General features: G+C 74.2%; 26 protein-coding genes. 17 read left to right on the top strand and 9 right to left on the bottom strand.

Features of this window, described 5'->3' with window-relative positions; genetic code table 11:
* Positions 1 to 69 precede the first annotated feature (69 nt).
* Together ABZ215_RS12970 and ABZ215_RS12975 are read left to right on the top strand one after the other, a co-directional pair.
* Positions 70 to 1,272 carry an alpha/beta fold hydrolase gene (locus ABZ215_RS12970; protein ID WP_354949612.1) on the top strand — a complete coding sequence of 401 codons (1,203 nt, stop codon included), beginning with the start codon at positions 70 to 72 and terminating at the stop codon, positions 1,270 to 1,272.
* A gap of 387 nt (positions 1,273 to 1,659) precedes the next feature.
* Positions 1,660 to 2,523, top strand: a complete 864-nt coding sequence (locus tag ABZ215_RS12975) for an SAM-dependent methyltransferase (RefSeq protein WP_354949613.1) — start codon at positions 1,660 to 1,662, stop codon at positions 2,521 to 2,523.
* 502 nt (positions 2,524 to 3,025) lie between these two features.
* On the opposite strand, the gene ABZ215_RS12980 is transcribed toward ABZ215_RS12975, so the two are convergent.
* The gene (locus ABZ215_RS12980) at positions 3,026 to 4,159 is read right to left on the bottom strand and encodes an MFS transporter (protein WP_354949614.1); all 1,134 of its coding nucleotides are present in this window, start codon (positions 4,157 to 4,159) and stop codon (positions 3,026 to 3,028) included.
* 5 nt (positions 4,160 to 4,164) lie between these two features.
* Between ABZ215_RS12980 and ABZ215_RS12985 the strand changes: the two genes are divergently transcribed.
* Complete coding sequence (locus tag ABZ215_RS12985; protein ID WP_354949615.1) at positions 4,165 to 4,686, top strand: MarR family winged helix-turn-helix transcriptional regulator; 522 nt, start codon at positions 4,165 to 4,167, stop codon at positions 4,684 to 4,686.
* A gap of 886 nt (positions 4,687 to 5,572) precedes the next feature.
* Here ABZ215_RS12985 and ABZ215_RS12990 read toward each other — a convergent pair.
* Positions 5,573 to 6,097 carry a molybdenum cofactor biosysynthesis protein gene (locus ABZ215_RS12990; protein ID WP_354949616.1) on the bottom strand — a complete coding sequence of 175 codons (525 nt, stop codon included), beginning with the start codon at positions 6,095 to 6,097 and terminating at the stop codon, positions 5,573 to 5,575.
* 53 nt (positions 6,098 to 6,150) lie between these two features.
* On the opposite strand from ABZ215_RS12990, the gene ABZ215_RS12995 reads away from it, so the two are divergent.
* The 3 genes from ABZ215_RS12995 to ABZ215_RS13005 are packed head-to-tail and all read left to right on the top strand — an operon-like array spanning position 6,151 to position 9,990.
* Positions 6,151 to 8,718 (top strand): ABC transporter permease, encoded by a 2,568-nt coding sequence (locus ABZ215_RS12995; protein ID WP_354949617.1) that lies wholly within the window; start codon positions 6,151 to 6,153, stop codon positions 8,716 to 8,718.
* The gene (locus ABZ215_RS13000; RefSeq protein WP_354949618.1) at positions 8,705 to 9,382 is read left to right on the top strand and encodes an ABC transporter ATP-binding protein; all 678 of its coding nucleotides are present in this window, start codon (positions 8,705 to 8,707) and stop codon (positions 9,380 to 9,382) included. The genes ABZ215_RS12995 and ABZ215_RS13000 overlap by 14 nt, the downstream gene beginning before the upstream one ends.
* On the top strand, positions 9,376 to 9,990 hold the full coding sequence (locus tag ABZ215_RS13005; protein WP_020423425.1) for an ABC transporter ATP-binding protein: 615 nt from the start codon (positions 9,376 to 9,378) through the stop codon (positions 9,988 to 9,990). Before ABZ215_RS13000 ends, ABZ215_RS13005 begins: the two co-directional genes overlap by 7 nt.
* On the opposite strand, the gene ABZ215_RS13010 is transcribed toward ABZ215_RS13005, so the two are convergent.
* Positions 9,977 to 11,440 carry an MFS transporter gene (locus ABZ215_RS13010; RefSeq protein WP_354949619.1) on the bottom strand — a complete coding sequence of 488 codons (1,464 nt, stop codon included), beginning with the start codon at positions 11,438 to 11,440 and terminating at the stop codon, positions 9,977 to 9,979. The genes ABZ215_RS13005 and ABZ215_RS13010 overlap by 14 nt on opposite strands.
* Before the next feature lie 194 nt (positions 11,441 to 11,634).
* On the bottom strand, positions 11,635 to 12,600 hold the full coding sequence (locus ABZ215_RS13015; RefSeq protein ID WP_354949620.1) for an AraC family transcriptional regulator: 966 nt from the start codon (positions 12,598 to 12,600) through the stop codon (positions 11,635 to 11,637).
* Between the two features lie 109 nt (positions 12,601 to 12,709).
* Between ABZ215_RS13015 and ABZ215_RS13020 the strand changes: the two genes are divergently transcribed.
* Positions 12,710 to 12,883 carry a hypothetical protein gene (locus tag ABZ215_RS13020; RefSeq protein ID WP_354712875.1) on the top strand — a complete coding sequence of 58 codons (174 nt, stop codon included), beginning with the start codon at positions 12,710 to 12,712 and terminating at the stop codon, positions 12,881 to 12,883.
* On the opposite strand, the gene ABZ215_RS13025 is transcribed toward ABZ215_RS13020, so the two are convergent.
* The gene (locus ABZ215_RS13025; RefSeq protein ID WP_354949621.1) at positions 12,871 to 13,713 is read right to left on the bottom strand and encodes an LLM class flavin-dependent oxidoreductase; all 843 of its coding nucleotides are present in this window, start codon (positions 13,711 to 13,713) and stop codon (positions 12,871 to 12,873) included. The genes ABZ215_RS13020 and ABZ215_RS13025 overlap by 13 nt on opposite strands.
* A gap of 124 nt (positions 13,714 to 13,837) precedes the next feature.
* On the opposite strand from ABZ215_RS13025, the gene ABZ215_RS13030 reads away from it, so the two are divergent.
* Entirely contained in the window at positions 13,838 to 14,722 is an 885-nt protein-coding gene (locus ABZ215_RS13030) for a LysR family transcriptional regulator (RefSeq protein WP_354949622.1), read from the top strand.
* 7 nt (positions 14,723 to 14,729) lie between these two features.
* Here the strand turns inward: ABZ215_RS13030 and ABZ215_RS13035 are convergent, their stop codons facing one another.
* Positions 14,730 to 15,734, bottom strand: coding sequence for an LLM class flavin-dependent oxidoreductase (locus ABZ215_RS13035; RefSeq protein WP_354949623.1), 1,005 nt, complete (start codon positions 15,732 to 15,734; stop codon positions 14,730 to 14,732).
* 205 nt (positions 15,735 to 15,939) lie between these two features.
* Positions 15,940 to 16,374, bottom strand: a complete 435-nt coding sequence (locus tag ABZ215_RS13040) for a DUF6292 family protein (protein WP_354949624.1) — start codon at positions 16,372 to 16,374, stop codon at positions 15,940 to 15,942.
* Between the two features lie 122 nt (positions 16,375 to 16,496).
* On the opposite strand from ABZ215_RS13040, the gene ABZ215_RS13045 reads away from it, so the two are divergent.
* The 3 genes from ABZ215_RS13045 (at position 16,497) to ABZ215_RS13055 (ending at position 17,652) form a co-directional block, all read left to right on the top strand.
* On the top strand, positions 16,497 to 16,790 hold the full coding sequence (locus ABZ215_RS13045) for a MerR family transcriptional regulator (protein WP_354949660.1): 294 nt from the start codon (positions 16,497 to 16,499) through the stop codon (positions 16,788 to 16,790).
* A 2-nt stretch (positions 16,791 to 16,792) separates the two neighbouring features.
* Entirely contained in the window at positions 16,793 to 17,206 is a 414-nt protein-coding gene (locus ABZ215_RS13050) for a hypothetical protein (RefSeq protein ID WP_354949625.1), read from the top strand.
* Between the two features lie 152 nt (positions 17,207 to 17,358).
* Positions 17,359 to 17,652 carry a hypothetical protein gene (locus ABZ215_RS13055; protein ID WP_020423414.1) on the top strand — a complete coding sequence of 98 codons (294 nt, stop codon included), beginning with the start codon at positions 17,359 to 17,361 and terminating at the stop codon, positions 17,650 to 17,652.
* On the opposite strand, the gene ABZ215_RS13060 is transcribed toward ABZ215_RS13055, so the two are convergent.
* Positions 17,636 to 18,013 (bottom strand): STAS domain-containing protein, encoded by a 378-nt coding sequence (locus tag ABZ215_RS13060; protein WP_354949626.1) that lies wholly within the window; start codon positions 18,011 to 18,013, stop codon positions 17,636 to 17,638. The two genes, ABZ215_RS13055 and ABZ215_RS13060, sit on opposite strands and share 17 nt — an antisense overlap.
* A 325-nt stretch (positions 18,014 to 18,338) precedes the next feature.
* Between ABZ215_RS13060 and ABZ215_RS13065 the strand changes: the two genes are divergently transcribed.
* The 5 genes from ABZ215_RS13065 to ABZ215_RS13085 are packed head-to-tail and all read left to right on the top strand — an operon-like array spanning position 18,339 to position 24,230.
* On the top strand, positions 18,339 to 20,147 hold the full coding sequence (locus tag ABZ215_RS13065; RefSeq protein ID WP_354949627.1) for a helix-turn-helix domain-containing protein: 1,809 nt from the start codon (positions 18,339 to 18,341) through the stop codon (positions 20,145 to 20,147).
* A complete protein-coding gene (locus ABZ215_RS13070) occupies positions 20,107 to 21,528 on the top strand; it encodes a hydroxymethylglutaryl-CoA reductase, degradative (protein WP_354949628.1) in 1,422 nt (473 codons plus the stop codon). The genes ABZ215_RS13065 and ABZ215_RS13070 overlap by 41 nt, the downstream gene beginning before the upstream one ends.
* Positions 21,525 to 22,445, top strand: coding sequence for a hydroxymethylglutaryl-CoA lyase (locus ABZ215_RS13075; protein ID WP_020422637.1), 921 nt, complete (start codon positions 21,525 to 21,527; stop codon positions 22,443 to 22,445). Before ABZ215_RS13070 ends, ABZ215_RS13075 begins: the two co-directional genes overlap by 4 nt.
* Before the next feature lie 16 nt (positions 22,446 to 22,461).
* Positions 22,462 to 22,866 carry a hypothetical protein gene (locus ABZ215_RS13080; RefSeq protein WP_020422636.1) on the top strand — a complete coding sequence of 135 codons (405 nt, stop codon included), beginning with the start codon at positions 22,462 to 22,464 and terminating at the stop codon, positions 22,864 to 22,866.
* Positions 22,863 to 24,230, top strand: a complete 1,368-nt coding sequence (locus tag ABZ215_RS13085; RefSeq protein WP_020422635.1) for a tripartite tricarboxylate transporter permease — start codon at positions 22,863 to 22,865, stop codon at positions 24,228 to 24,230. Before ABZ215_RS13080 ends, ABZ215_RS13085 begins: the two co-directional genes overlap by 4 nt.
* Before the next feature lie 96 nt (positions 24,231 to 24,326).
* On the opposite strand, the gene ABZ215_RS13090 is transcribed toward ABZ215_RS13085, so the two are convergent.
* Positions 24,327 to 24,551, bottom strand: a complete 225-nt coding sequence (locus ABZ215_RS13090; RefSeq protein WP_354949629.1) for a hypothetical protein — start codon at positions 24,549 to 24,551, stop codon at positions 24,327 to 24,329.
* A 132-nt stretch (positions 24,552 to 24,683) separates the two neighbouring features.
* On the opposite strand from ABZ215_RS13090, the gene ABZ215_RS13095 reads away from it, so the two are divergent.
* A complete protein-coding gene (locus ABZ215_RS13095; RefSeq protein WP_354712866.1) occupies positions 24,684 to 25,658 on the top strand; it encodes an SDR family NAD(P)-dependent oxidoreductase in 975 nt (324 codons plus the stop codon).
* Positions 25,659 to 25,669 lie beyond the last annotated feature (11 nt).

A 25,669-nucleotide genomic window follows, 5' to 3' on the forward strand; every position in this document is an offset into this window, starting at 1 on the left:
CCTCCTGCCGGATGTGTCCGGTTCAGGGTGACCCGTCAGGGGGTCTGGTGACTTGGCGGAATCGTGGGGATGATGTGGAGATTCCGTGGCGAGGGGGCCGTGGTGTACGAGTTCGAGGACTGCGAGGTCGACCCCCAGCGGTTCGAGCTGCGCCGCGGCGGGGAGCCGGTCCACGTCGAGCCGCAGGTGTTCGCCCTGCTGACGCACCTGATCCGGCACCGCGACCGCGTGGTCGGCAAGACCGAGCTGCTCGACTCCGTGTGGGGCTACCGGCACGTCAGCGAGTCCGCCCTCACCAGCCGGGTCAAGGCGCTGCGCCGCGCGATCGGCGACAGCGGCGAGCGGCAGCGCATCGTCGCGACCGTGCACGGCGTCGGCTACCGCTTCGTCGCCGACGTCCGGGAGAACGGCGGCGTCCCGCCGCGCACCCGCGCCCCGCAGCAGATCCGCTACTGCCGCTCGCCGGACGGCGTCCGCGTGGCCTACGCCGTGTCCGGGTGCGGGCCGCCGCTGGTCAAAGCGGCCAACTGGCTGACCCACCTCGACCTGGAGTGGACGAGCCCGATCTGGGCGCACTGGCTCGACGGCCTCGCCCGGCGGCACACCCTGGTGCGCTACGACGAGCGCGGCTGCGGCCTGTCCGACTGGGACATCGGCGAGTTCCGGTTCGACGACTGGGTCGACGACCTGGAGCTGGTCGTCGACGGGGTGGGGCTGGACCGGTTCCCGCTGCTGGGCATCTCGCAGGGCGGCGCGGTCGCGATCGCCTACGCCGTGCGGCACCCGGAGCGCGTGTCCCGGCTCGTGCTCGCCGGCGCCTACAGCCGCGGCCGGTTCGCCCGCGCCGCCACCCCGGAGGAGAAGGAGGAGGCCGAACTCGACCTCGTCCTCGGCCGGATCGGCTGGCGGCACGACGACCCGACGTTCCGCCAGGTGTTCGCGAGCCAGTTCCTCCCGGACGCGAGCCGCGAGCTGTGGGACGCCTTCAACGACCTGCAGCGCGCCACCACCTCCAACGACAACGTGGTGCGCTTCCTGGACGTCTTCGCCCACATCGACGTGTCCGCGATCGCGCCGTCCGTGCGCTGCCCGACGCTGATCCTGCACTCGCGCGGCGACCTGCGGGTGCCGAAGGCGCAGGCGCAGGAGCTGGCCGCGCTGATCCCGGACAGCAGGCTGTGCTTCCTGGACAGCCGCAACCACATCCTCACCGAGCACGAGCCCGCGTGGCCGGAATTCCTCGACGAACTGGACGCCTTCCTCGGCAGCTGACAACGCGGTGCCGGACAGCGGGGTCCTGTCCGCCGAATGGTCCATGGTCGCCGGGCACGTACGGCGGAGTTCGGTCCACGGGCAACCATCTGTCCAAACTGGACAGATGGCCCGCGCTCGCGCGGGTCCTCCTGGAAAGCGCTTTCCATATCAGTCGGGGGCCGCTGACGGCCCCGCCGCGCCCTGCTCGCGGTGGAGTGCGCCGGGCGCAGCGCCTGCGGGGAGACGGCGCAGTGGGACCACCTGAACGGGGGAGTCCCGCGGCGGGCGCGACCTGCGGAATCGGCGCGCATCGGTTGGGATGGGCGGTTCCCCGCCGGGCCTTCGCGGCGACCGCTAGTATTCGCGCTATCCCCGTTGATCTCCGCAGGCGGAAAGCAGGCAGGAATGGCGAAGTCCCGGTTCGAGCAGTTCCCGATGGAAGGCGTCGACCTGGACCACCCGAACGTGGCCCGGGTGTACGACTACTACCTCGGTGGCAAGGCCAACTACGCGGTCGACCGCGTGTTCGCGGAGAAGGCGCTGGAGCGGTTCCCGTTCGTGCGCCCCGCGGCGAAGTCGAACCGGCTGTTCCTGCACCGGGCCGTGCGGTACCTGGTCAAGCAGGGCGTCCGGCAGTTCATCGACATCGGTTCGGGCGTGCCCACGATGGGCAGCACGCACCAGGTCGCCGACGAGCTGGACACCACCACGCGCGTGGTCTACATCGACAACGAGCCGGTGGCCGTCGCGCACTCGCAGATGCTGCTGGAGAAGGAGGGCGACCTCGAGCGGCACGCGGTGATCCAGGCCGACCTGCGCGACCCGGACCTGCTGTGGAACAAGATCGCCGACAAGGGCGTCGTCGACTTCTCGCAGCCGGTCGCGCTGATGCTGATCGCGGTCCTGCACGTCACCCAGCCCGGCCCGGACGGCACGGACATCGGCCCGGCAGCGGTGGCGCGCTACCGGGAGCTGCTCGCGCCCGGCTCGTACCTGGTGCTGTCGCACGGCACGGCCGACGGGGTGCCGGAGAGCCGCGCCAAGGAGATGGCCGAGTTCGGCAAGATGTACGACGCCACGGCGACGCCGGTGATCTGGCGGCCGCGCCGGGAGATCGAAGCGCTGTTCGGCGACCTGGAGATGGTGGAGCCCGGCGCGACCTGGACGCCGCTCTGGCACCCGGAGGAGAACGGCGAAAACGCGCCCCAGATCGAGTTCGACGAGCCCAACGACTCGGTGGTGTGGGCCGGGGTCGGCCGGAAGGTCTGACGCTCCGCGCGCCTGCCGCGCCGCGCCTGCTCGGCTCGCGCCGCCTGCCCGGCTGGCGCTGCCTGCCCGGCTGGCGCTGCCTGCCCGGCTGGCGCTGCCTGCTCGGTGGCGCTGCCTGCTCGGTGGCGCTGCCTGCTCGGTGGCGCTGCCTGCTCGGTGGCGCTGCCTGCTCGGCTGGCGCCTCCCGAGCCGCCCGCCTCGCTCGCGCCGTTCGCGCCGCTCGCGCCGCCGGTCCGGCTCGCGCCGCCGGGCCCGCCCGAGCCTGCCGCGCCTGCCGCGCCGCCCGGCCCGCGCCTGCTGCGCCGCCCGCGCCGCTCGCGCCGCCGGCCCCGCTCGCGCCGCCCGCCCGGCTCGCGCCGCCCGCGCCGAGTGCTCGGCTGGACCACCCCTGTAGCCAGGGTTTCGGCTGTGCCCGGGGGTGCTGGGCGCGTGCCGTCCCGTGGCTCGGGCCCGCTCGGCGGCGGCCCGGGCGACTTCGCGCGGCGCCTCCGTCAGCTCCCGCTCACCGCAAGGCGCCCACGTCCGGCAGGGTGCGCCGCCTCGTCGCGGCCACCGCCAGCGCGATCACCAGCGCCCCGCTGACCAGGAGGAACGCCGGGCCGCCGCCGTAGCGGTCGCCGACCGGCCCGGCCAGCGCGGAGCCCGCCGCGCTGCCGATCTGGCCCAGCGTGGTCAGCCAGCCGTACAGCTCGCCGCTGCGGTCCTCGCCGACGCCCGCCACGAGCTGGTCGTGCACCGCGAGCCACGGCGCCAGCGCCAGCCCGAACACGGCGATCACGACGGCCATCACCCCGACACTGCCCGGCAACGCCAGCGGGAGCGACGTCAGAGCGAGAGCACCCAGCAGCGCGGTGTAGGTGTTCCGCTGAGCACTACGCGGCGGCCGGGCCGCCAGCGCCACCCCGCCCGCGAGGCTGCCCGCCGACCACACCGCGACCAGCAACCCCGACTGCCCGGCGGCACCCTCGTGCTCGGCGAATGCCGGCACCAGCACCCACATCGACCCCATGCACACCCAGTAGGCGAGGTAGGCCGCGCCGAGCGAGTGCACGGCGGGGTCGCTCAACAGACCACCGCGCCGCGGCCGGGCACGCTCGAACACGGGCACCAGCACGACCCCGACGACCAGCCCCGCGACGCCGGCCAGCGTCGTGACGGACAGCGCCGCCGTCGGCCCGGCCAGTGCCGCCCAGCCGCTCACCCACAGCGGCCCGCCGATGTAAATCGTTTCCAGCGCGACCGAGTTGACCGCGTACGCCCTGGTCAGCTGCGGTCTCGCGAGGCGGGGGAGCATGGCGCGCAGGCTCGCCGACACCGGCGGGGTGGCCAGTCCCGAGGCCGCGGCGAGCCCGGTGAACAGGGCCGGCCCGTGGGTGCCGGCGAGCGCGAGCTGGGATGCGGTGAACAACGCGCCGGACAGCACGAGGACCCGCCGGTCGCCCGAGACCGGCAGCGCGCGAGCCCACAGGGGAGCGGCGACCGCGGTGCCGATGGCCGCCGCCGCGCCCGCCAGGCCCGCGGCGGTGAAGCTGCCGGTGGCCTCGACGCCGGTCAGCGTCACCAGCAGCGGCCGCATCGCGATGGGCAGCTGGGCGAGGTTCAGGCAGCCGATCAGAACCAGGGCGCGTACATTCATAACTTATGAATGAGCCGGAACAGCGGAGCGCAAACCTGCTCGGCGCGATGTCGCTGCTGGTGGCCGGCGCGGTGCGGGACGCGGTCACCGAGGCTGTCGGCGCCGGTGGAGCGCTGGGGGAGGCGCTGATCGCCATCAAGGACCAGCCGGGCCGGACGGCGGACTGGCTCGCGGGGGTCCTGCACATCTCCCAGCCCGGCACGGCGCACCTGGTCCGGCGGCTGACCGAGCAAGGCTGGATCACGCGCGAGAGCGAAGGTCGCAGGCGCCCGCTGGGGCTCACCCCGGAGGGCGAACGCCGGGCGGCGGATGCGCTGGCTGCGCGGCAGGCCGTGCTCGACCGCCTGGTGGAGCGCCTGTCCGGCGAGCAACGCGCGCAGCTCGCCGCGGTGGCCGAGGCGCTGCTCGGCCCGGAGGCCCGCAGCGAGCAGACCCTGGCCGAGCTGTGCCGCCTGTGTGACCGCTCGGTGTGCCGGAAGTGCCCGGTCCACGAGGGATGGCGCAAGTGCCGCCCGGGAGCTGGATGACCGGCGGGTGGGGTTTGCCTGCGGTGTGTAGTGGCACCAGCGGGGGCGGGAAGGTGCCGCCGCCCAGGCGGAGGTGGCAGGTGGGAGGCCAGAGCCGGCGGGCAGGGCGCTGCAAGCTGCCGCCCGCAGATTGATGTCATGCGCGGCCGGGTGGGTGGTGCCGCGGCGCGGAACGGGGCGATGCGAGCCGGTGTGAGGCGGGCGGTGCCACGATCTGCGGCCGGCGCTGGGCAGCCGGGTGGGTGGTGCCGGTCCGGGGGCTGGCGCCGCGACGTCGGGATCGCACGGGCAGGTGGGTGGCGCGTGTCGCGGCCGGGTGGGTGGTGCCGCCGGATGGGTGGTGCCCGCCGGGTGGGTGGTGCCGCCGGGTGGGTGGTGCTACGGCCCGTGGGCGGGCGCTGTGAGTTGTCGCAAGGCGGGGCGTAGGGCGCGCGGGTGGGCGTTGCGTATCGGGGCGCGGTGGGCTGCGGCGCGGAGCGCGCCGCCGATCGGGCGCCGTGGTGCGGAGGTTCCGTGGCTCGCAGAGCGGGCGCTGAGAGCTCGGTCCGAGGTGGGGTGCCACGATTCGCGGCTTGGTGCTGCGCCGTCGTCGGGTGGGTGGTGTCGCCGGAGGGCTACGGCCCGTGGACTGCCGCTGCGAGTCGCCGCAAGGAGGGCGCGCATGTGGGCGCTGTGTATCGCGGCCCGGTGGGGCGGTGCCGGGGGGCGGGTGCTGCCGAGCGGGCGCGTGGCGCGGAGGTTCCGGGGCGCGCGGAGCGGCCTGAAGCGCCGCTGCCGTGGGCGGTGCCGCGCGCGCCATGCACGTTGTATACAACGGGTGTGCGACGGCTCAGGCGACGTGCAACGTGCGACGTGCAGCACTACACGGACAGCCCGTCCTCACCCATCACGCCGATTCCGGTCGCTCCGTCAAAATCAGCAGTTCGGCCGCACCCACCCGAAGAACGCCGTCGTCCAAGGGGACGCACCGGACCCCGCCGTGGCCGCGCAAACCGCGGAAAGCGCCGGGCGCGAACGCGACGTCCATCCACGCACACGGGTGCGCGGGGCGGTGTGCCTGGAACCGCACGGGACCCGCGCCGCTGTCGAGGCTGAACATCGCTCCGGGCGTCGTCCGCGTGCGGGCGAGCGTGTCGACTTCGAAGCCACGCAACACGATGTTCCGCCGGGCCCGCACCGGATCGGGCGACGTCAAGCCGAGGGCGTCGAGCGCCTCGGCCGCGAACACGGTCACCGCCGCCTCGCGATGCGCCGGGTGGTTGAAGTACCTGTCCCCGACCAGCCCCAGCCCGGCGCGCACGGTCACCGACTCGCGCGCCACCGCACCCGGCTCGGGGCGGGGCCCGTCGGCCGGGCGGCCCTCGTAGGCGTGGACCGGCGACACGACGAGCGCGACGATCTCGACACGCACCCGCGCCAGAATACTTGATCGACCAGGCCCGCCCGCCGTGCGAGACTGCGCTGGTGAACCACTGGGGGTTGCCGTCGCCGTGGTCGCGCGCGCCGTGGATGCTGCTGCGCCGGCCGTCCGTCGCGGTGGCCGTGGCGGCTGCGGCGTTCCTCGTCGCGCTGCCCGCGGCCGCCGCCGCGTTGTTCCTGTCCGCCGCGGGCAACGCCGCCCTGCAGAGCCAGGTCGCCGACGCCTGCCCGGCCTACACTGGCGCGCACGTGAGTTCGGCCCTGCGCCTGGACAATCCGGCACTCCTCGACGCGCGCGAGCGGGCACTCACCACCGAAGGCGGCCGCGTGCCACGGCTGTCCGCACCCGTGACCACTCTCTTGCAGCAGGGCGAGCTGGGCCGCAACAAGGTGAACCTGGTCGCCCGCACCGGGTTCGCCGACCATGTGCGCGTCCTCGACGGCGGCAGCGGCCCCGGCGTCTGGCTGCCCGACGGGTTCGCCGCGGAGAAGGGGATCCGCGCCGGTGACCGCGTCCCGGTCACCACGGCCGGCCGCACCGTCACGCTCCCCGTCGCGGCGGTGTACCGGGACCTGCGGTCCGACCCCGACCAGCCGTACTGGTGCAGCCTCGCCGAGCTGTACCGCGGCAAACCGCTCGGCGAGACCCCGATCTACCCGCTCGCGCTCCTGTCGCGGGAGGACTTCCTCGGCGCGGCGGGAGGCAGCGGAGTCCAGATCGGCACCACGATCGAACTGCCGCTCGACGCGGACGGCCTCACCACCGCGAACGCCGTGCCCGTCCTGGACGGCCTGCAACGGCTGCGCGACGACACCAACCAGGCCGTGGACCGGTACCCGGACCGAGTCCAGTTCGTCTCGAACCTGCCCGCGATGACCGACCGCGCGAACCTCGTCGTCCGCGCGCTCACCGGCACGGTCGTGCCCCTCGCCGCGGCCGCCACGCTCGCCGGGCTCGTCGTGGCCGGGGCGGCGGGCGGGTTCTGGGTGGACCGGCGCCGGGCCGAGCTGACCGTGTTGTCCGCGCGCGGCGTCGGCCCGGCCGCGCTCGCCGGGAAGGCCGTGCTCGAAGTCGCGCTCGTCGTCGCCGCCGGGGTGGCCGGCGGCTGGTTCGCGGCGCGGGCCCTGGTCGCCTCGGCGGGGCCGAGCGGCCTGTTCACGCCGGCCGCCGTGCACGGCTCGATCTGGGCGGTCGCCGGCGCGTTCGGAGTGACGCTCGGCGCGGTCGCGCTGGTCGCCGCGCGGCGGGCGGCGCACCTGTTCGACGTGCCGCCGGTGCGGGCACGCGGCGCACGGTGGGTGCCGTGGGAACTCCTGCCGCTGGCGGCGGCAGTGGCGAGCTGGTTCCTGCTCGGCGACGACGTCCAGGCGGGGTCGGGCGGAGCGGCCGGCACCGTGGCGCGCGTGCCGCCCCGGCTGGTGGTGGCGCCAATCCTGCTGGTGATCGCCCTCGCGATCGCGGCGGCGCGGGCCGTGCGGTGGCTGCTGTCCCGGGCACGGGCGCGGGGTGGTCCGCAACGCCCCGGCTGGTTCCTGGCCAGCCGCCGCGTGCTGGCCGGGCCGGTGGCGGCGGCCGTGCTGACCGGCGCGACCGCGGTGCCGGTCGCGCTCGCCGTGTACGGGGCGTCGGTGACCGGCTCGGTGGACCGCACCCTGCACGCGGAGGGCCAGCTGATCGTCGGCACGGACGTGGTGTTCTCGCTGGAGACCCGCGCGCCGGTGCCGCCCGCGCTCGCGGACCGGGCGAGCCTGGTGTCCGCCTACGGAAACGCCCGCGTCGCAGGCAGCACGGTCGAGGTGCTCGGTGTCGACCCGGCGACGTTCGGCCGGGCCGCGTTCTGGGACCCCGCGCTGCCCGGCCCGTCGCTGGACGAGCTGCTCGGACGGCTCGCGCGCGGCGAGCCGGTCGCGTTGCTGGCCGGTCTGAACCGCGCGCACGGCATGTCCACAGTGGACATCGGCGGGCGGAGCGTGCCGCTGAGCGTGGTGGCGGTTCCGCAGCTGCCGGGCAAGAAGTCGGGCAACCCGCTGCTCGTGGTGCGCCAGGACGTCCTGGACGGGCTCGGGCTGGTGACCCGGCCGCAACTGTGGGTGCGCGGGGACCCGGACGAGATCCTGGCCGAGGCGTCCGGGCTGCCGGTGCGCACCTACGCGGAGGCGGCGAACGTGACCGCGGCCGGGGTGTACTCGCCGATCACCTACACGTTCGGCTTCCTCGCGGCGGTGTCGCTGCTGTGCGGGGCCATCATCGTGGTCGGGTTGCTGCTCTACCTGACGGCGAAGGCCCGCGCGCGGCGCAGCGCGTATGTCCTCTTGCGACGGATGTCGGTGACACCGGCCGATCACTGGCGCGCGCTGTGCTTCGAGGTGGGCGGGCTGCTGCTGGCCGGGTTCGCCGCGGGACTCGTGCTCGCCGTGGTGGCGGTCGGCCTCACCGCCAGGGCCTTCGACGTCAACCCCTCGACCCTGCCCGGCACGCTGCTGAGCCCGCCGTGGGGGCTGGCCGCCGGGCTGGCGGCCGCGGCGGCCGTCACCACCGCGCTCGCTGCAGGCGCGGCACAACGCGCGGTGTCCCGCGCCCGGCCGGCGGAGGTGCTGCGTGACGCGCGATGACCGGGCGTTGTGGTGCGAAGGCGTCGCGTACGACTACCCGACGCGGGGCGAGACCGTGCACGCCTTGTCCGGCGTGGCGCTGACGGTGCCGCGCGGGGCGATCACGGCGGTGGTCGGGCCCTCCGGCTCCGGCAAGTCGACGCTGCTGAAGATCCTGGCCTGCCTGGAACGGCCGGAGGACGGTCGCGTGTGGATCGACGGCACCGAGGTCACCGCGTTGTCCGCGTGGGCTCGCCGGGCGGTGCGCCGCACCCGGGTGGGCTACGTGTTCCAGGACCCGGCGGACAACCTGCTCGACTACCTCACCGTCGCCGAGCACCTGGCGCTCGCGGCTCGCCTGCGTGGCCGGGACACGAGCGCCGAGCTGGTCGGGGTGCTGGGTTTGGGGCACCGCACCGGACACGTGCCCCGGCGGCTGTCCGGTGGCGAGCAGCAGCGGGTCGCGCTGGCCTTCGCCGCGGCAGGCGAACCGGCGGTGGTGATCGCCGACGAGCCGACCGCGCAGCTGGACCGCGACTCGGCCGGGCGGGTCGTGGAAGCGTTGCGGCTACTGGCCGACCGCGGGCAGGCGATCCTGCTCGCCACGCACGATCCGGAGGTGAGCCGGGTGGCGGACCGGGTGGTGGAGCTGGTGGACGGCAGGCTGGGGGAGGTCTCGTGCTGAGCCTGCGCGGGGTGCACAAGAGCTACGGCGGCACGCCGGCGCTGCGGCCCGTCGACGTCGAACTCGTGGCGGGGGAGCTGGTCGTGCTGACCGGGCCGTCCGGGTCGGGCAAGAGCACGCTGCTGATGATCGCCGGCGGCTGGGAGACCCCGGACGGCGGCGAGGTGGTGCCGCACCCGCCGCTGCCGGACCTGCCGGTGGAGCGGATGTCCTGGCAGGACCTGGGTTTCGTGCCGCAGTCGATCAGCCTGTTCGAGGAGCTGACGCTCGCCGACAACCTCGCGCTGGCCCGCGGCGGTCCCGGTGGCGCGGAGCTGCTGGAGGCGCTGGAGCTGGGGCACCTCGCCGAGCGGCGTCCCGGCGAGGTGTCCCGCGGCGAGCAGCAGCGGGTGGCGGTGGCCAGGGCGCTGGTCGCCTCCCCGGCGCTGGTGATCGCCGACGAGCCCACTTCGCACCAGGACCACCGCCGGGCCGATCTCGTGCTCGGCCTGCTGCGGGCCGCGGCGGACCGGGGCGCGGCGGTGCTGATCGCCAGCCACGACCCGGCCGTGGTGTCCCGCGCGGACCGGGAGATCCGGCTCGGCGCGGACGCGGTCACGCGCGGATGAACCGCGTCCCGCCCGCGACGAGCACCGCGACCGCGCCGACCACCAGCAGCGCCGAGGACAGTCCGGTGAGGACACCCGAAAGTCCCAGAACCACCAGCGGGCAGACGAACTGGCCGATGAACATCGCCGAGGTCCACACCCCGGTGCCACGGCCGCGCTGCTCGAACGTCAGCGATCCCAGCGCCCAAGTGAGCAGCGCGGGCAGCAGCAAACCGTTGCCCAGCCCGGCCACCACGGCGCCGGCGACCGCGACGGGCAGCGACTGGGCCAGGCCCAGCCCGAGGACGCCGAGTCCGGAAAGGACGAAGGCGGCCGGGATGGTCACCCGCGGCCCGAACCGCGCCACCTTCGCGAACGACCACGCCGCGACGGCCGTGGCGAGCGAGGCGATCGCGCTCACGAAACCGATGGTGCTGCTGGACTTCACGCCGATCCCGTCGAGCACGTAGGACAGCTCGACGATCAGCACGTAGAACACCAGGCCGCCGATGAGCGTGACCCCGACCGGCGTGAGCAGGCGACGCCACGGCAGCGGCGGCAGCGCGGCGGCGGTGGTCCGCCGGGGCTGCCAGATGTGGCGCGCGGCGAGGAACGCCAACGGCAGGCTCACCGCGTACAGCCAGAACGGGGTCCGCCAGCTGTGCGCGCCGAGCAGGCCGCCGACGGCGAGGAAGACGGTCGCGGCCACGGTGGTGAACACGGTCTGCAGCCCGAAGTAGCGGTTGCGGAGCGGGCCGGCGAAGTAGTCGGCGAGCAGCGTGGTGCAGCAGGTCATGATCGCGGCCTCGGTCAGGCCGACGAGAATCCGGCTGACCAGGATGAGGTGCAGCGAGTCCAGCCACAGCGGCGCGGTGCCGACGACCGCGTAGACGACGAGCGCGCCGACCAGGAGACGCTTGCGGCCCAAGCGATCCACGATCCGCCCGGCGACGGTCGCGGTGAGACCGATGACGAGCGCGGGCACGGTCAGCAGGACCGGGGTGAGCGCCGCGACGCCGGGCGTGCCGGCGAACGCCTGCTGGATGCTGGGCAGCACGGGCGCGAGCAGCACCGAGCCCAGGACGGACAGGCAGCTGGCGAACAGCAGGACGAGAGCTTGGGCGCGGCCGGCGGGCCGCCCGGTGGCGGGGTCGAGGGCGATCCCGGCGGCGGGGTTTGGGGCGTTGTCGGTGGTGGGGTTTGGGGCGTTGTCGGTGGTGGGGCTTGGGGCGTTGCCGATGGTGGGGTTTGGGGCGTTGTCGGTGGTGGGGCTTGGGGCGTTGCCGATGGTGGGGCTTGGGGCGTTGTCGGCGGTGGGGTTTGGGGCGTTGTCGGTGGTGGGGTTTGGGGCGTTGTCGGTGGTGGGGCCTGCGGCCTTGTCGGTGGTGAGGCGTGGGGTCTTGTCGGTGGTGGGGCTTGGGGCGTTGCCGCCGGCGGGGCCGGGCGAGGAGGGCAGGACACGGTCCGGCACGGGCTTCTCCGGGGGACTCGCGTGCCGGTCTCCGCTGACCGGCACCACTGTCGTGGAAGTCTCGGTGCTGCCCGGCGGAAGGGGAAATCACTTGTGCTGAGGGGCGCCATCAGCGGCGCCGATGATCGCGACGGTCCGGCGCGGGTGGCTTCGGAGTGGGAAGCCGCCGGCCTGGCCGCCGTCCGAAGGGCCACTCACCGCGTGCGGCGCCGCAGCGTGAGTGACGGTGGCTCCTCGTACCGGGCGCGGTAGGCGGCCGCGAACCGGCTGAGGTGGGTGAATCCCCAGCGTCCCGCGACGTGCGTGACGGTCGTCCGGGACGGGTCCGTGTCCAGCAGGTCCTGGTGCGCCCGGTCCAGCCGCACGTTCTGCAGGTACGCCATCGGCGTCATCCCGGTCTCGGCGCGGAACCCGTTGGTCAGCGCCCGCGCCGACACCGACACCGCGGCGGCGAGCCGCCCCGTGGTCCACTCCCGGTCCGGGTACGCCTGCACCAGGTCCACCGCGCAGCGCACCGCCGACCGGCCGGGCGACGCGGCGCCGGTGGTCAGCTGGTCGCTGTAGTTGTGCGGCTGCCCGGTCAGCAGCGCGTCGAGCACGATCTGCTCCAGCCGGCGCGCCGCGAGCGGGTGGGTTAGCAGCTCGCTGTCCTGCCGGGCGGCCCTGGTCAGCAGCATGAGCGCCTCGACCCAGGTGCGCGCCGGGCCGCGGCTCAGGTCCATCCGTGCGGCGAAGGTCAGCCGCGGGCCGGGGTCGCGGCCGAGCAGCTGCCGCAGTTCGCGCTCGACCTCCCGCCCGTCGAGCATCACGCACAGCTGCTCGGTCGCGGGTGCCCAGTCCAGCTCCGCAGGCGCCTCGGGCGCGAATACCGTCGCCGTGCCGGGCTCGCTGACTACCGCCGGCCCACCGCCCGAGCAGTAACGCGCCCGCCCGGCCAGCGGGAGCACGACGTGGTAGTGCGCGTTCGGCGGGCTCCGCACGCGGATCCGCGGCCCGAAGCTGATCAGCCCGATGGTGAGCGCGGTGTGCGCGGTCGCGTCCAGCCGCATCGCCAGTTCGCCCCGCTCCGGCAGCAGTTCGAGGGGCAGGTACAGCCGGGTGAGCGTGTCCCGCGCCTCGTCCGGATCGGTGGTGGTGAAGGTGACGTGTCCGTTGCCCACGGCAGACCTCCTTGCCGGAACCCACCAGTGTGCCTCCTGCCGCAAGCGGATGGAATTCGTGCCGGAAACGGATAGCCGTGTCCACGCGGCCCGGGTTTCGATCGACGGCGTGGCGGTGGTCTTCGAGCGGCGGGAGGAGCCGTGCCGGCGGTGCCGGGACGTGGTCGCGGTGAAGACCGTCGTCGAGTCGAGGTCGCGGATGAAACTGCGGGTGCGGGAAGCCGTCCACGCCGACGACGGCTCCCCGGCGGACGACGGGTGCGCCCGCGATCAGACGGGCTGACCGGCCGCCGGCGCGAGGCGCGCCAGCACCTCCACGTCGGTGGCGAAGTCGCTCCCGGACTGGGGCAGCAGCACGACGTGGTCCGCCCCGGCGGTCAGGTGTTCGCGCACCTTCACCGCGATCGCGTCCGGTTCGCCGTAGGCCACGACCGCGTCCACCAGCCGGCCGGCGTCCGCGGGATAGCCCGCCCGGGCGACGGCGCGGGCGAACCACGGCTGCCCGAGCGTGCCCGTCACCCGCGCGACGGCTTCCGCACGGCTCGCGCCGGGCATCACGGCCAGCGCGGCGACCAGCAGCTTGCCCGGCCCGAGCACGCGCCGGGCCAGCACGGTCGCCTCGGGCGGCAGCATGGCGGGCATCGCGCCGTCGGCGACCTCCCCGGCCAGCGCCAGCATCTTCGGCCCGTTGGCGCCCAGGATGCGCGGGTACTCCGCGGGGCCCATCCGGTCCACGTAGTCGCGCATCGTGGTCAGCGGGTCGCCGTACTCGCGGCCGGTCTCGGCCGCCTGCTGCGGGTAGCCGACGCCCAGCCCGAGCACGAGCCGCCCGGGGTGGGCCCGGTGCAGGAACTCCGCGGCGGCCGCGGCCGTCCGCGCGTCCCGGGTCCAGATGTTGGCCACCCCGGTGCCGAACACGACCCGCTCGGTGGCCTCCAGCAGCACGGCCAGTTGCACCAGCGCGTCCTTGCCGGGGAACTCGTTGGTCCAGATCGTGCCGTAGCCGGCGTCCGCCAGCCGGGCGGCGGCCGCGGGCAGCTCGCGCGGCGCGGGCGGATCGGTGAACGGGACCGGCAGGTACACCCCGACCCGGCCCAGCGATGGGATCTCCACGAAAACCACTCCTTGCGAACAGGTGACCGTTGCTCCCACCGTGCTGCCGCCGCTCCCGGCCGGTCCAACGCCTGTTCCGCATCCGGCGATGCGTTCCGGGCATCACCGCAGGTAGCTTGGGACGATGGCCGAGCACGCCGACCTGGACCTGCGACTGGTGCGGTACTTCGTGGCCGTGGCCGAGCACGGCCACTTCGGCCGCGCCGCGGCGGACCTGCACGTCACCCAGCCCTCGCTGAGCCGCCAGATCCGCGGCCTCGAACGGCAGCTGGGCGCCCGCCTGCTGGACCGCGGCCCGCGCGGCACCCGGCTCACCGAGGCAGGCGAGGTCTTCCTGCCGCTGGCGAAGGACCTGCTGCGCTCGGCCGCCCAGGCCGCCGGCCGCACCCGCGCCGCCGCCCGGCCCGGCCGGATCACCATCGGGCACGCCGTGAACATCCTGGTCACGCCGGCCGTGCGTGAGATGCGGCGCCGTCACCCGGACGCGGAGGTGCGCACCCGGCACGTGGGCTTCCACGAGGTGCCCGCGGCGCTGCTCGACCACCGGGTGGACGCGGCCGTGGCGCGGCTGCCGTTCCCGACCGGCGGGCTGCGGGTGACCGTCCTCCACGACGAGCCGCGGGTGGTGTTGCTGCCGCGCGACCACCGCCTGGCGGGCAAGGAGTCGGTGCGGCTCGACGACATCGCCGACGAACCGCTGCCGCGCGTGCCGGGTGACGCGGAGTGGAACGCGTTCTGGCGGGTCGACCCGCGGCCCGGCGGCAGGCCGGCTCCGGACGGGCCGGTGATCGGCGCGGTCGAGGACAAGGTCGAGCTGGTCGCGGGCGGCGAGGCCATCGCCATCGTGCCGGCCGGCGCCGGGCTGACGGGCCTGCGCGCGGACCTCACCACGGTCCCGCTGGAGGACGTCGAACCGAGCCACGTCGTGCTGGCCACCCGCGCGGACGACCGGAGCCGTCTCGTCGCCGAGTTCCGCCGGATCGCGCAGGCTCAGCTCACCGGCGCGTGAAGGCCTGTCACGCGGACCAGCCGAGTTCCGGCCCGAGCTTGGTCGCGATGTCGGTCAGGATCTGCACGTAGTCGGCGTGCTCGAAGGTGAACGGCAGCGCGAAGGCGACCTCGTCGACCTCCCGGAACGCGGCGTGCGCGTGCAGCCGTTCGGCGATCTCGGCGGACGTGCCGACCAGGTCGGGGGCGAACATCATCCGCGCCCGGCCCTGCGGAGCGGTGGTCCGCGGCGTGCGCTTGGCCGCGTACTCGGCGTACTTCGCGCGCTGTTCGGCGGTGGCCGAGTCGGTCGGGATGACCACCAGGCCCTGCGACACGCGGGCGCGGTCGCCGTCCGGGTGGTGGGCGCGGAAGATCCGGATGTGGGAGAGCTGGATCTCGGCGAAGTCCTCCGACTCCTCGGCCTTGACGACGCTGCTGGTCAGCAGGTTCATCCCGTTCTCGCCCGCCCAGCGCGCCGAGCCGAGGCTGCCCGCGCCGTACCAGAGGCGGCGGCCCAGGCCGGGGGAGTGCGGCTGGACGCGGTCGGAGAAGACCTCGAAGCCCTCGGTGCCGCGGAAGCCGGTGACGGGCTCGCCGCGGACCGCGTCCAGGAGGCGGCGGACGCGCTGGTGGCTGAAGTCCTCGGCGTCCGCGGTGTCCGGGTAGAGCGCGTCCTTGACCTGGTCCCAGTGCATCGGCGGGCCGACCGACAGGCCGGGGTTGAGGCGGCCGCCGGAGAGGATGTCGACGGTGGCGAGGTCCTCGGCGAGGCGGAGCGGGTTCTCCCAGCCCATCGGGATGACCGCGGTGCCCAGCTCGATGCGACGCGTGCGCTGCGAGGCGGCCGCGAGGACCGCGACCGGCGAGGAGATGCCGAACTGCAGGTGCCGGTGCCGCACCCAGGCGCTGTCGAAGCCGAGCTGCTCGCCCAGCTCGATGATGTCCAGCGTGCTCTCGTGGCCGGCGCGCGGGTCGGCCTCCTCGAACAGGCCGATGGTGAGGAAGCCCAGCTTCCGCAGCGGTCGTGACACGCGTCCTCCCGGGGTCCGTGATCACGATTCTGGCACCGGACCCCGGGCGGACGGCGGTCGTCCCACATGCCGGAGCTAGCCCGTGTTTCGGAAGTGGCTTGCGTGGCGGTCTCGGTCAAGGCGGCCCCTGGCTGTGGGATCGCCTCCTCATGAACGCCAATTCACCACGTCGGCGCAAGCGGCTCCGCCGCTTGGGAAACAGAACCTAGCCCGCGGCGAGCAGCTCCTCGGCCACCGGCGCGTACGCGCCCAGCTCGTCGTGCAGATCGGGCGCCGCGAGCGCCTCCGGTTCCGGCGTGCCCACCGCCTCACCGGCCAGCGCGCGGCGCACGAAGGCGGCCACCACCCGCGGCGCGGGCGCCACCTGGTCGCCCAGGTAGGCCAGCACCAGCAGATCCTCGCCGCAGCGGGCCTCCACCGCCAGGGACCAGCCGTAGCGCTCGTCCCACAGCAGGGCCACGTCGCGGTCCGGGAACGCGGGCACGTGCCCGTCGATCGCGAGGTAGGCGCTCAGCGGCGCGTCCAGTTGCACGAAAGAGCCGTGCCCGCTCAGGCCGAGTTCCTCCTCGACCAGTCCGATGTACCGGCGCAGGCCCCGCGCCGGTTTGCTCTGCGGGTCGAGACCCGGGTTCGGGAACACCTGCTCTCACCTCCCGCGAATATCTATAGTCAAGACTGGAGATTGAGTCAATTGATCGAAGCAGATAGACTCGGCAGGTGGCTGTAGACAAGCTGGATGACGAGGACTACCCCGCCTGGACGATGGGGCAGGCGGCAGACGCGCTGGACGTGCAGCCCGCGTTCCTGCGCAGCCTCGACGCCGCCGAGGTCGTCCAGGCGCACCGCTCGTCCGGCGGCCACCGCCGCTATTCGCGCCGCCAGCTGCGCCTGGCCGCGCGGGTCCGCGAGCTGTTCGACGACGGGATGACCCTGGCGGCCGCGGAGCGGATCGTCCGGCTGGAGGACGAGCTGGCCGCGTCGCGTGCCGAGAACGCGGATCTGCGGCGCAGGCTGGGCGAGCAGATGGAGTTCACGGAGACCGAACGGGAGGATTGAGGATGGCGCTGGAGAACGTCTGGATCCGCACCCCTGGCGACGGGCTGGTCCGGGCCGATCAGGTCATCGGGATCTCCAACCACCGCACCCCGTCGCTGTCCGGCAAGCCGGGCCGCTGGCTGCTGACGGTGGCGCTGCCGGTGCCGACGGGCAGCGGGAGCGCCGACGGCTGGGGGGTGACCAACCTGCACCGCACGCTGGTGCAGACGGACCAGGAGGTGGCCGGCGCGCCGGACCGCCTGGCGCGGCTGCTGGCCCAGCTGGCGGCGGTGGACACCGCGGGGATCATCACGGCCGTCCCGTGCGGCCCCGACCGCAGCGACGTGCGGTTCGAGTTCAGCCGGTTCGACGCGGAGGTCGCGCCGGCCGCGGAGCCGCAGGCGCAGGCGGAGGTGCCCGAGGTGGTCGGCGTCTGAGCCGGCCGCGGTGGGCGGTTGATCCGCCGGTGGTGGGCGAAGAACGCGCGGCAAGCCAAGGCGGCGGTGCGGAGGACGTGCGCCGGTGCCGCCGCCGTCGGCGTCCGCGCGGGCGGCGGTTGATCCGCACCCACCGCGGGTAGCTCCAGCGGATGGCGACGAAAGCGCCGCCCGCCACGGCGGCTTCCAGCACCTGGACCGACGAGGACGGCGTGCGCCAGCCGGGCGCGGACGCCCACGCCTGGCTGCCCGGCACGAACCAGACCCTCTGCGGCCTCTCCCTGCACCGCGCCCGCCTGGGCCGCTTCCCCCACGTGCTCTGGATCGACACGCTGTGGCTCGCCGACACCTCGGCGCACCGGATCGTGCCCTGCCGGCGTTGCGTGGCCGCCGCGGGCGGGCGGTCCGGCGCCCGCCGCTGGGTGCGCGTCAACCCGCGTCCGTGAGCGCCTCCTCCATCGTGCTGTAGACGTTCAGGAACTCCAGCAGGTCCGTGAACGCCATGACCCGCCGCACCTCGGTTCCCGCCACCACCCGCAACTCCGCCGGCGCGGCTTCCCGGTGCGTACCGGCCAGCAGGCCCAGCCCACTGGAGCTGATGAACCGCAGTTCCGACAAATCCAGCACCAGCAGGCGCGGCTGATCCACGAGCGCGAGCCGGATCAGCCCGCGGAGCTTGGGCAGCGTCGAGATGTCCAGTTCGCCCGTCGCGGTGAGCACGACGTCCCGTCCCCGGTGCTCGGCCGAAACCGTCATGGCGTGCGCGGGCGCGGGTTCCGTCTGCGGGCGGTCGCCGGGTGGTGCCATTCGCCCATCATGCATAAGAATCCGCGATCCGGCAGCAGCCATTTACACCGCCGTGCGATCGGCGCGCGACCGCGTTTGCCGCGTGATCAATGGGGTAACTCCACGCGCCATTCGTGCGAGCCCGGGCGGCGTCGCTGTTTTCCTTGCCAGGCAGGCGAATCCGGGCGCACTTGCCCGGCGACATGCGTGTGCAGGAAGGGAATGACCGCACCCTTGCCGCAATGGTCGAGCGGCCCCGGTGCCGAGTCCAAAGCGGACTCAGGCGCATGTACGGTGGGTCCACCCCCACCGTCCCAAGGTGGTCGTCCGGTCCACGAGGTGATCCATGAGCCTGTCCGTCGCCGCCGTCGTCGGCCTTCTCGAAGCCGCCGAGCAGGACACCGACGTCGCGCCGCTGCTGGACGGCCTCGGCCCCGCCGACGCCGAGCGGATCACGTCCGGCGTCCGGCGCCTGCGCGCGACCTCGGACCGCCTCCGCCGCCGCGGGCAGGAGCTCGCCGCCCTGTTCTCCTCCGCCAGGGAGCTGGCCGAGCTGCGCGACGTCGACGAGCTGCTGGCCCGGCTGGTCGAACGGGCCCACGACCTCGTCGGAACCGACGTCACCTACCTCTCGGAGTTCGACGTCGGCAGCCGGGAGCTGCGGGTGCGCACGACGCTCGGCACGGTCGCGCCGTCGTTCCCCGGCCTGCGCGTGCCGCCGGGGATGGGCTTGGCCAGCCAGGTGGTCGAGAGCCGCCGCCCGTGCTGGACCGCGCGGTACGACGCGATGACCCAGGCGCCGCACGACGACCGCATCGACGAGACCGTCGCCGTGGAGGGACTCGTCTCGCTGCTCGGGGTCCCGCTGCTGGCCGGGGACGAGGTCATCGGGGTGCTGTTCGCCGCCAACCGCGTCGAGCACGCGTTCTCCCCCGAGGAGATCTCGCTGCTGTCCGCGTTCGCCGACCATGCGGCCGTCGTGCTGCAGACCGCCCGGCTGCTGGCCCGCGCCAACGCCGCCGCCGAGGAAACCCGCCGCGCCTACGGTGAGCTGGCCCGCCACGTGGAGGCGATGGAACGCGCGAGCGAGGTGCACGGCGACCTCACCGCGCTCGTCCTCCAGGGCGGTGACGCGACCGAGGTGGCCGGGGCGCTCGGCCGGGCGCTGCGGTGCCGCGTCACGCTGCTCGACACCGGTCACCTGGACGGCGGCGTGCGGGCGGCCGTCGAGCAGAGCCGGCGCAGCGGGCGGTGCGTCCCGGCGGGCGATCACACCTTCGCGGTCGCTGTCGTGGCGGGGCCGACGCTGCTCGGCGCGTTGTTGCTGGAGCAGGGGGCCGTCGAGTTCGGGCCGGTCGAGTTCCGCACCGCCGAGCGCGCCGCGCAGATCACCGCCCTGCTCAGCCTCAAGCAGGACGCCCTGGCCGAGGCGGAGCAGCGCGTGCGCGGGGACCTGCTCGCCGACCTGCTCTCGGCCGACGCGGACCGCCGCGCGGGCGCCGCCGCGCGGGCCCGCGCCCGCGGCATCCGGCTGGCGGCCCTGCGCTCGCTCGTGGTCGTCGCGGTCCCCGCCGACCTGCGCCGCCAGGCGGCCCGTGCCCTGCGCGGCACCGGTGACCTGATCGGTGAGCACGCCGACCACGTCGTCGTCCTGACCGCGGGCGAGGACCCGGCCGCCGCGGCGCGGACCGTGCACGCCGCCGTCGCCCGGTCGCTGGCCGTCCCGGTGCTGGCCGTGGGCGCCGTCGCCGGGGACGACCTGCGTGAACCCGTCGAACAGGCCGCCGCGTGCGTGCGCGTCCTGCCCGCGCTCGGCCTGTCCGACGCGGCCCTCACCACCGACGAGTACCTGCCCTACACGGCGCTGTTCGGCCCCGGCGAGGAGCGCGTCGCCGCGTTCGTGCGCCGGGTCCTCGGACCGGTCCTGGACTGGGATGCCGAGCACGCCGGCACCCTGTTGCCCACTCTCGCCGCCTACCTGGACAACCGGATGAGCCCGGTCGCCACCGGCCGCGCCCTGCACGTGCACAAGAACACCGTGCTGCAGCGGCTGGAACGCGCCGGCGAGCTGCTGGGGGAGGACTGGCAGGAGCCCGACCGGCTGTTCCGGCTCAGTGTCGCCGTCCGGCTCGCCCGCCTTGCTGAACGTCCATAGTTGCACCCCCCGGAGTGGACGGACGGTCCATTCCCGCTGCCCGGACGCGGAGCTAGCGTCCTGGGTCGTCACGCAGCCACACGGAAGTGGAAGGGGCGCTATGGCGCGCACCAGTCGTATCCAGGGACTCCGGGACCTCCCCGTCGAGGCCCGGCGCAAGTCCGTCGCCGAGGCGGCCGGGCTCGACCCGGCGCGGATCGCGGCGTTCGACCCCGCGCGGGGGCTCGACGCGAGCGCGGCCGACCACATGATCGAGAACGTCGTCGGCATCCTTGGCGTGCCGCTGGGGGTGGCGACGAACTTCGTGGTCAACGGCGCCGAGGTGCTGGTCCCGATGGCGACCGAGGAGGCCTCGGTGGTCGCCGCCGCCAGTAACGCCGCCAAGATCGCCCGCGTGCACGGCGGGTTCCGGACCTCCTCGACCGCGCCGATCATGCAGGCGCAGGTGCAGATCGTCGGCGTCGCCGACCCCGAGGCCGGCCGCGTCCGCCTGCTGGAGGCCTGCGACGAGCTGGTCGAGCTGGCCAACGCACAGGACGAGAAGCTGGTCGAGTTCGGCGGCGGCGTCCGGGACGTCGCGGTGCGGCTGGTGCACTCCCGCGCCGGCACCTACGTCGTCGCGCACCTGCAGGTCGACGTCCGCGACGCGATGGGCGCCAACGCCGTGAACACCATGGCCGAGGCGGTCGCCGCACGCGCCGGGGAGATCGCCGGCGGCCGTCCGCTGCTGCGGATCCTGACCAACAAGGCCGATCTGCGGCTGTCCCGGGCCCGCGCGGTGTTCGACGCCGAAACCCTCGGTGGGCCCGCGGTGGTGGACGACATCGTGCACGCCGCCGCGCTCGCCGAAGCCGATCCCTACCGCGCCGCGACCCACAACAAGGGGATCATGAACGGCATCAGCGCGGTCGTGCTCGCCACCGGCAATGACACCCGCGCGGTCGAGGCGGGCGCCCACTCGCACGCCGTCTCCACGTCCGGGCAGTACACCTCGTTGTCCCGCTTCGAAAAGGACGCCGACGGCAACGTGGTCGGTACGCTGGAACTGCCGATGCCGGTCGGGCTCGTCGGCGGCGCCACGCGCGTGCACCCGGTCGCGCAGGCCGCGGTCGCCCTGCTCGGCGTGCGGACCGCCGCCGAGCTGGCCGAGATCATCACCGCGGTCGGGCTCGCGCAGAACTTCGCCGCGGTGCGGGCGCTGGCCACCGAGGGCATCCAGCGCGGGCACATGTCGCTGCACGCCCGCAACATCGCCACGACCGTCGGCGCGACCGCCGCGGAGGTGCCCGCGGTCGTCGCGCGGCTGGTCGCCGACCGCAAGGTCCGTGCCGACCACGCCGAGAAGGTCCTCGCCGAGCTGCGGGCGAAGAGCCGGTCATGACCGTCGACCGGCTGCCCGGGCTGCCGTCCGCGGTGACGATCTGGGAAGTGGGCCCGCGCGACGGGCTGCAGAACGAGCCCGCGCTCGTGCCCGCCGCGGTGAAGGTCGAGCTGGTGGAACGGCTCGCCGACGCCGGGCACACCGTCATCGAGACCACCAGCCTGGTCCGCCCGGACCGGGTGCCGCAGCTGGCGGACGCCGAGGAGGTCCTGCGCCGCCTGGACCGCCGTCCCGGCGTGCGCTACCCGGTGCTGGTGCCCAACCAGCGCGGCCTGGCGCGGGCACTGGACCTCGGCGTCACCGACATCGCGGTGTTCGCCTCGGCCACGGAAGGCTTCGCCAGGGCCAACCTCAACCGGTCCGTCGGCGAGTCGCTGGAGGTGTTCGCGCCGGTCGTGGCCCGTGCTCGCGAGGCCGGGCTGAACGTGCGCGGCTACCTGTCGATGTGCTGGGGCGACCCGTGGCAGGGCGAAGTCCCGCTGCCCCAGGTGATCGCGGTCGCCACCCGGCTGTTCAACCTGGGCTGCACCGAGCTCAGCCTCGGCGACACGATCGGCGTCGCCACGCCCGGCCGGGTCGTCGCGCTGCTCGACGGGCTCGTCGCCGCGGGCGTCCCGCTCGACCGGATCGCGGTGCACTTCCACGACACCTACGGGCAGGCGCTGGCGAACACCCTCGCCGCCCTGCAGCGCGGCGTCACCACTGTCGACGCCTCGGCGGGCGGCCTCGGCGGCTGCCCGTTCGCCAAGAGCGCCACCGGCAACCTCGCCACCGAGGACCTGCTGTGGCAGCTCGACGGGCTCGGCATCCACACCGGTGTCGACCTGACCAAACTCGCCGAAACCAGCGCCTGGCTCGCCGGGCACCTGGGCCGGCCCAGCCCGTCCCGCACCCTGCGCGCGCTCACCGGCGCCTGACCCAACGGAGAAAGCCTTGGCACTCAACGACGAGAAGCCCTACGTCGTCGTCTGGAACGACGCCGTCGACCTACGGCACCTGGCCGCGTCCATCGTGATCTGCGTGGCCGCCGGCCTGCCGGTCTTCCTCGGCGCGAAGGCGCTGTTCGGCGCGCTGGTCGACACGCCGTCGCTGGCCGGCGGTTACGCGCTGCTGGCCGGGCTGGCCGCGTGCGTGCTCGGCGCGGCCGTGTGCGCCCGGCTGTTCCGCCCGAAGCGGACGTTCGGCGCCGAGCAGGCCGCGGACCGGGAAGCCGCCATCGCCGAGCTGGAGCGCATGGGCGGCACCGCCGAGTCCTTCGCCGGGCTGCCGCCGCGCGTGCGGGCCGAAATGACCGAGCTCGGCCTGGTCCGGGAGACCGCGCAGGAGGTGCGGGCATGACCCCGGACCTGTTGTGGGCCCTGGGCATGGGCCTGCTCGGCGCCGTCGTCTTCGCGGCGATCGGACTGGTCTCCGGCACCGACGAGACCTCCACTCTCGCGCCGGTCACGCTGCTTGTCGTGCTGCTCGGCGTGCCGCCGGCCGGGGTGCTGACGTTCTTCATCGCCGGAGCGGTCAGCAAGCACATGACCCACGCGATCCCCACCACGCTGCTGGGCATTCCGGGCGACACGACCGCGGTGCCGCTGCTCGACGACGCGACCGCCTTGCGCCGCCTCGGCGCCCCGCACATCGCGCTGCGCAAAGCACTGGCGGGCGGGCTCGTCGCCGCGCTGATCGCGGTGCCGGTCGCGGTCGGCGTGGCGTCCCTGCTCGCCCCGCTGGCCGGCCCGATCAAGACGGTGGCGCCGTTCGTGTTCGGCGCGGCCGCGATCTTCGTCGGCTACTTCTCGCCGGGCCGGTGGGCCAGCGTCGCCGCGATCGTGCCGTTCGCGCTGCTGGTGACCGGGCTCAACACGGTCGCCACCGACCAGCTCGACAAGAGCCTGTCGATCAGCTTCTTCCTCGGCATCGCGATCGGGCCGCTCGTGGTGGACCTGCTGATCGCGTCGTCCCGCAGCGGGCGGCGCACCCTGGAACGCACCGGGCCGCGCCCGTTCTGGCTCGCGCCGGACGGCGGCACCGGACGGCGGTGGATCCCCAACCCGCTGCGGATCCTGGACGGCAGGCAGACGGCGGCGACGGCCGCCGCGGCCGGGGTCACCTCGACCACGTTCATGCTCAGCCCGGTCGCCGCGACGGTGCTCGCCGGCGAGATCACCGGGTCCCGGATCAAGCACCCGTACCGCAGGCTGACCACCCTGATGGCGGTCAAGAACGGCACCACGGAGTCGACCTACCTGGCCGAGACGCTCATCCCGCTCGTCGCGTTCGGCCTGCCGCTGAGCCCGGTCGCCGCGGGTCCCGCGGCCGCGTTGTTCAACGCGCCGCCGGTCTACACGGTCAAGGGGCCGGACGGGGGCGTGCACAACCTGCACACCCTGCTCAGCTCGTGGCAGTTCCTGGTGTTCAGCCTGATCGGCGTGGTCATCGCCGGGCTGGTCGTGTACCCGTTCGCGATGCGCTACGCGCGGGCCGCCAGCGGCTGGGTCGCGCGGCGGATCAGCCACGAGGCGCTGATCGGCGCGTTCGTGGCGCTGATCGCCGTGGTGGCCTGGTACGAGGGCGGGCCGCTCGCGCTCGCGGTGAGCCTGACGGTCGGCGCGGTCGGCGGCCTGGCGAACCGGATGCTCGGCATGACCTCCGGTGTGCAGTTCATGGCCTACTACGTCGCCGTGCTGCTGGTGCCGATCGTGCTCGGCTGAGACGTGAAGTGCCCCGCCGCAGGGGCGGCGGGGCTCAGGAAGAGATCGCGGATGTTCCGGGTGTCGTCCCTCCTTTCGTCGCGGGCCAACGGGTTTTCACGAGCGCGGAGGCGAGCGCTGTCGCTGCCAGAGCTGGGAGGTCCGTGCGGCGCGGGCCGGGCGACCGGCCGGTTCGGGCAGCGGCATCCGGGGCGGTTCCGGCCGCGGGCGCGAGGTTTCGCCGAAGTTGGCGTCGATGATCGCGGCGAACTCGTCCCGCAGCCAGTCCGGGTCGTCGCACACCAGGTCGGCGAACCCGAGCTGCTCCAGCACGTCCGGCATCGCGAATCACTCCCGGGGGAGGTCCTGCGTCCACACCGCTGACAGTCATATGTGTAGCTCGGACTGTAGATTCAGTCAAGTCCCCGATCCAGGTTTGACCTGGAGCGCGCTCCAGCACCTAGCGTCGCCGCCATGACCACGGCACAGCACCCCATCGGATCCGGCTTCGGCGCGTCGACCACCGCCTCGGAGGTCCTGCGCGGGATCGACCTCTCCGGCAGGCTCGCGATCGTCACCGGCGGCTACTCCGGCCTCGGCCTGGAGACCACCCGCGCGCTGGCAGGCGCGGGCGCGCACGTCGTCGTCCCGGCCCGCCGGCCGGACGCGGCCAAGGCGGCACTGGGCGACCTCGCCGAGGTCGACGAGCTGGACCTGGGCGACCTGGACAGCGTGCGGGACTTCGCCGGGCGGTTCCTGGCCTCCGGCCGGCGCATCGACATCGTGATCGACAGCGCCGCGATCATGGCCTGCCCGGAGACACGCGTCGGCCCCGGCTGGGAGGCGCAGTTCGCCACCAACCACCTCGGCCACTTCGCGCTGGTGAACCGCCTGTGGCCGGCGATCGCGCCGGGCGCGCGAATCGTGTCGGTGTCCTCGCGCGGCCACCACTTCTCCGGCATCCGCTGGGACGACCTGTGGTTCGAGCGCGGGTACGACAAGTGGCAGGCCTACGGGCAGGCGAAGACCGCGAACGCGTTGTTCGCGGTGCACCTGGACGAGCTGGGGAAGCCGTCGGGTGTGCGGGCGTTCTCGGTGCACCCGGGCAGCATCCTGACCCCGCTGCAACGGCACATCCCGCTCGCGGAGCAGATCGCGAACGGCTGGGTCGACGAGAACGGCACCCCGGTCGCCGACTGGTTCAAGACCCCCGAGCAGGGCGCCGCGACGCAGGTGTGGGCCGCGACCTCCCCGGCACTGGCCGGGATGGGCGGCGTGTACTGCGAGGACTGCGACATCGCCGGGCCCGCCTCGGGTGAGCCGCTCCCGTCCGGCCCTGGCCGCCCGGCGATGTTCCTCGGCGTCCGCGACTACGCCACCGACCCGGAGCAGGCCGCGCGCCTGTGGGCGCTGTCCGCGGAGCTGACCGGGGTGAACGCCTTCGCGTAGGTGGAACCCGG

Source organism: Amycolatopsis sp. NPDC006131 (assembly GCF_040614175.1).
GTDB lineage: Bacteria > Actinomycetota > Actinomycetes > Mycobacteriales > Pseudonocardiaceae > Amycolatopsis_E > Amycolatopsis_E tucumanensis.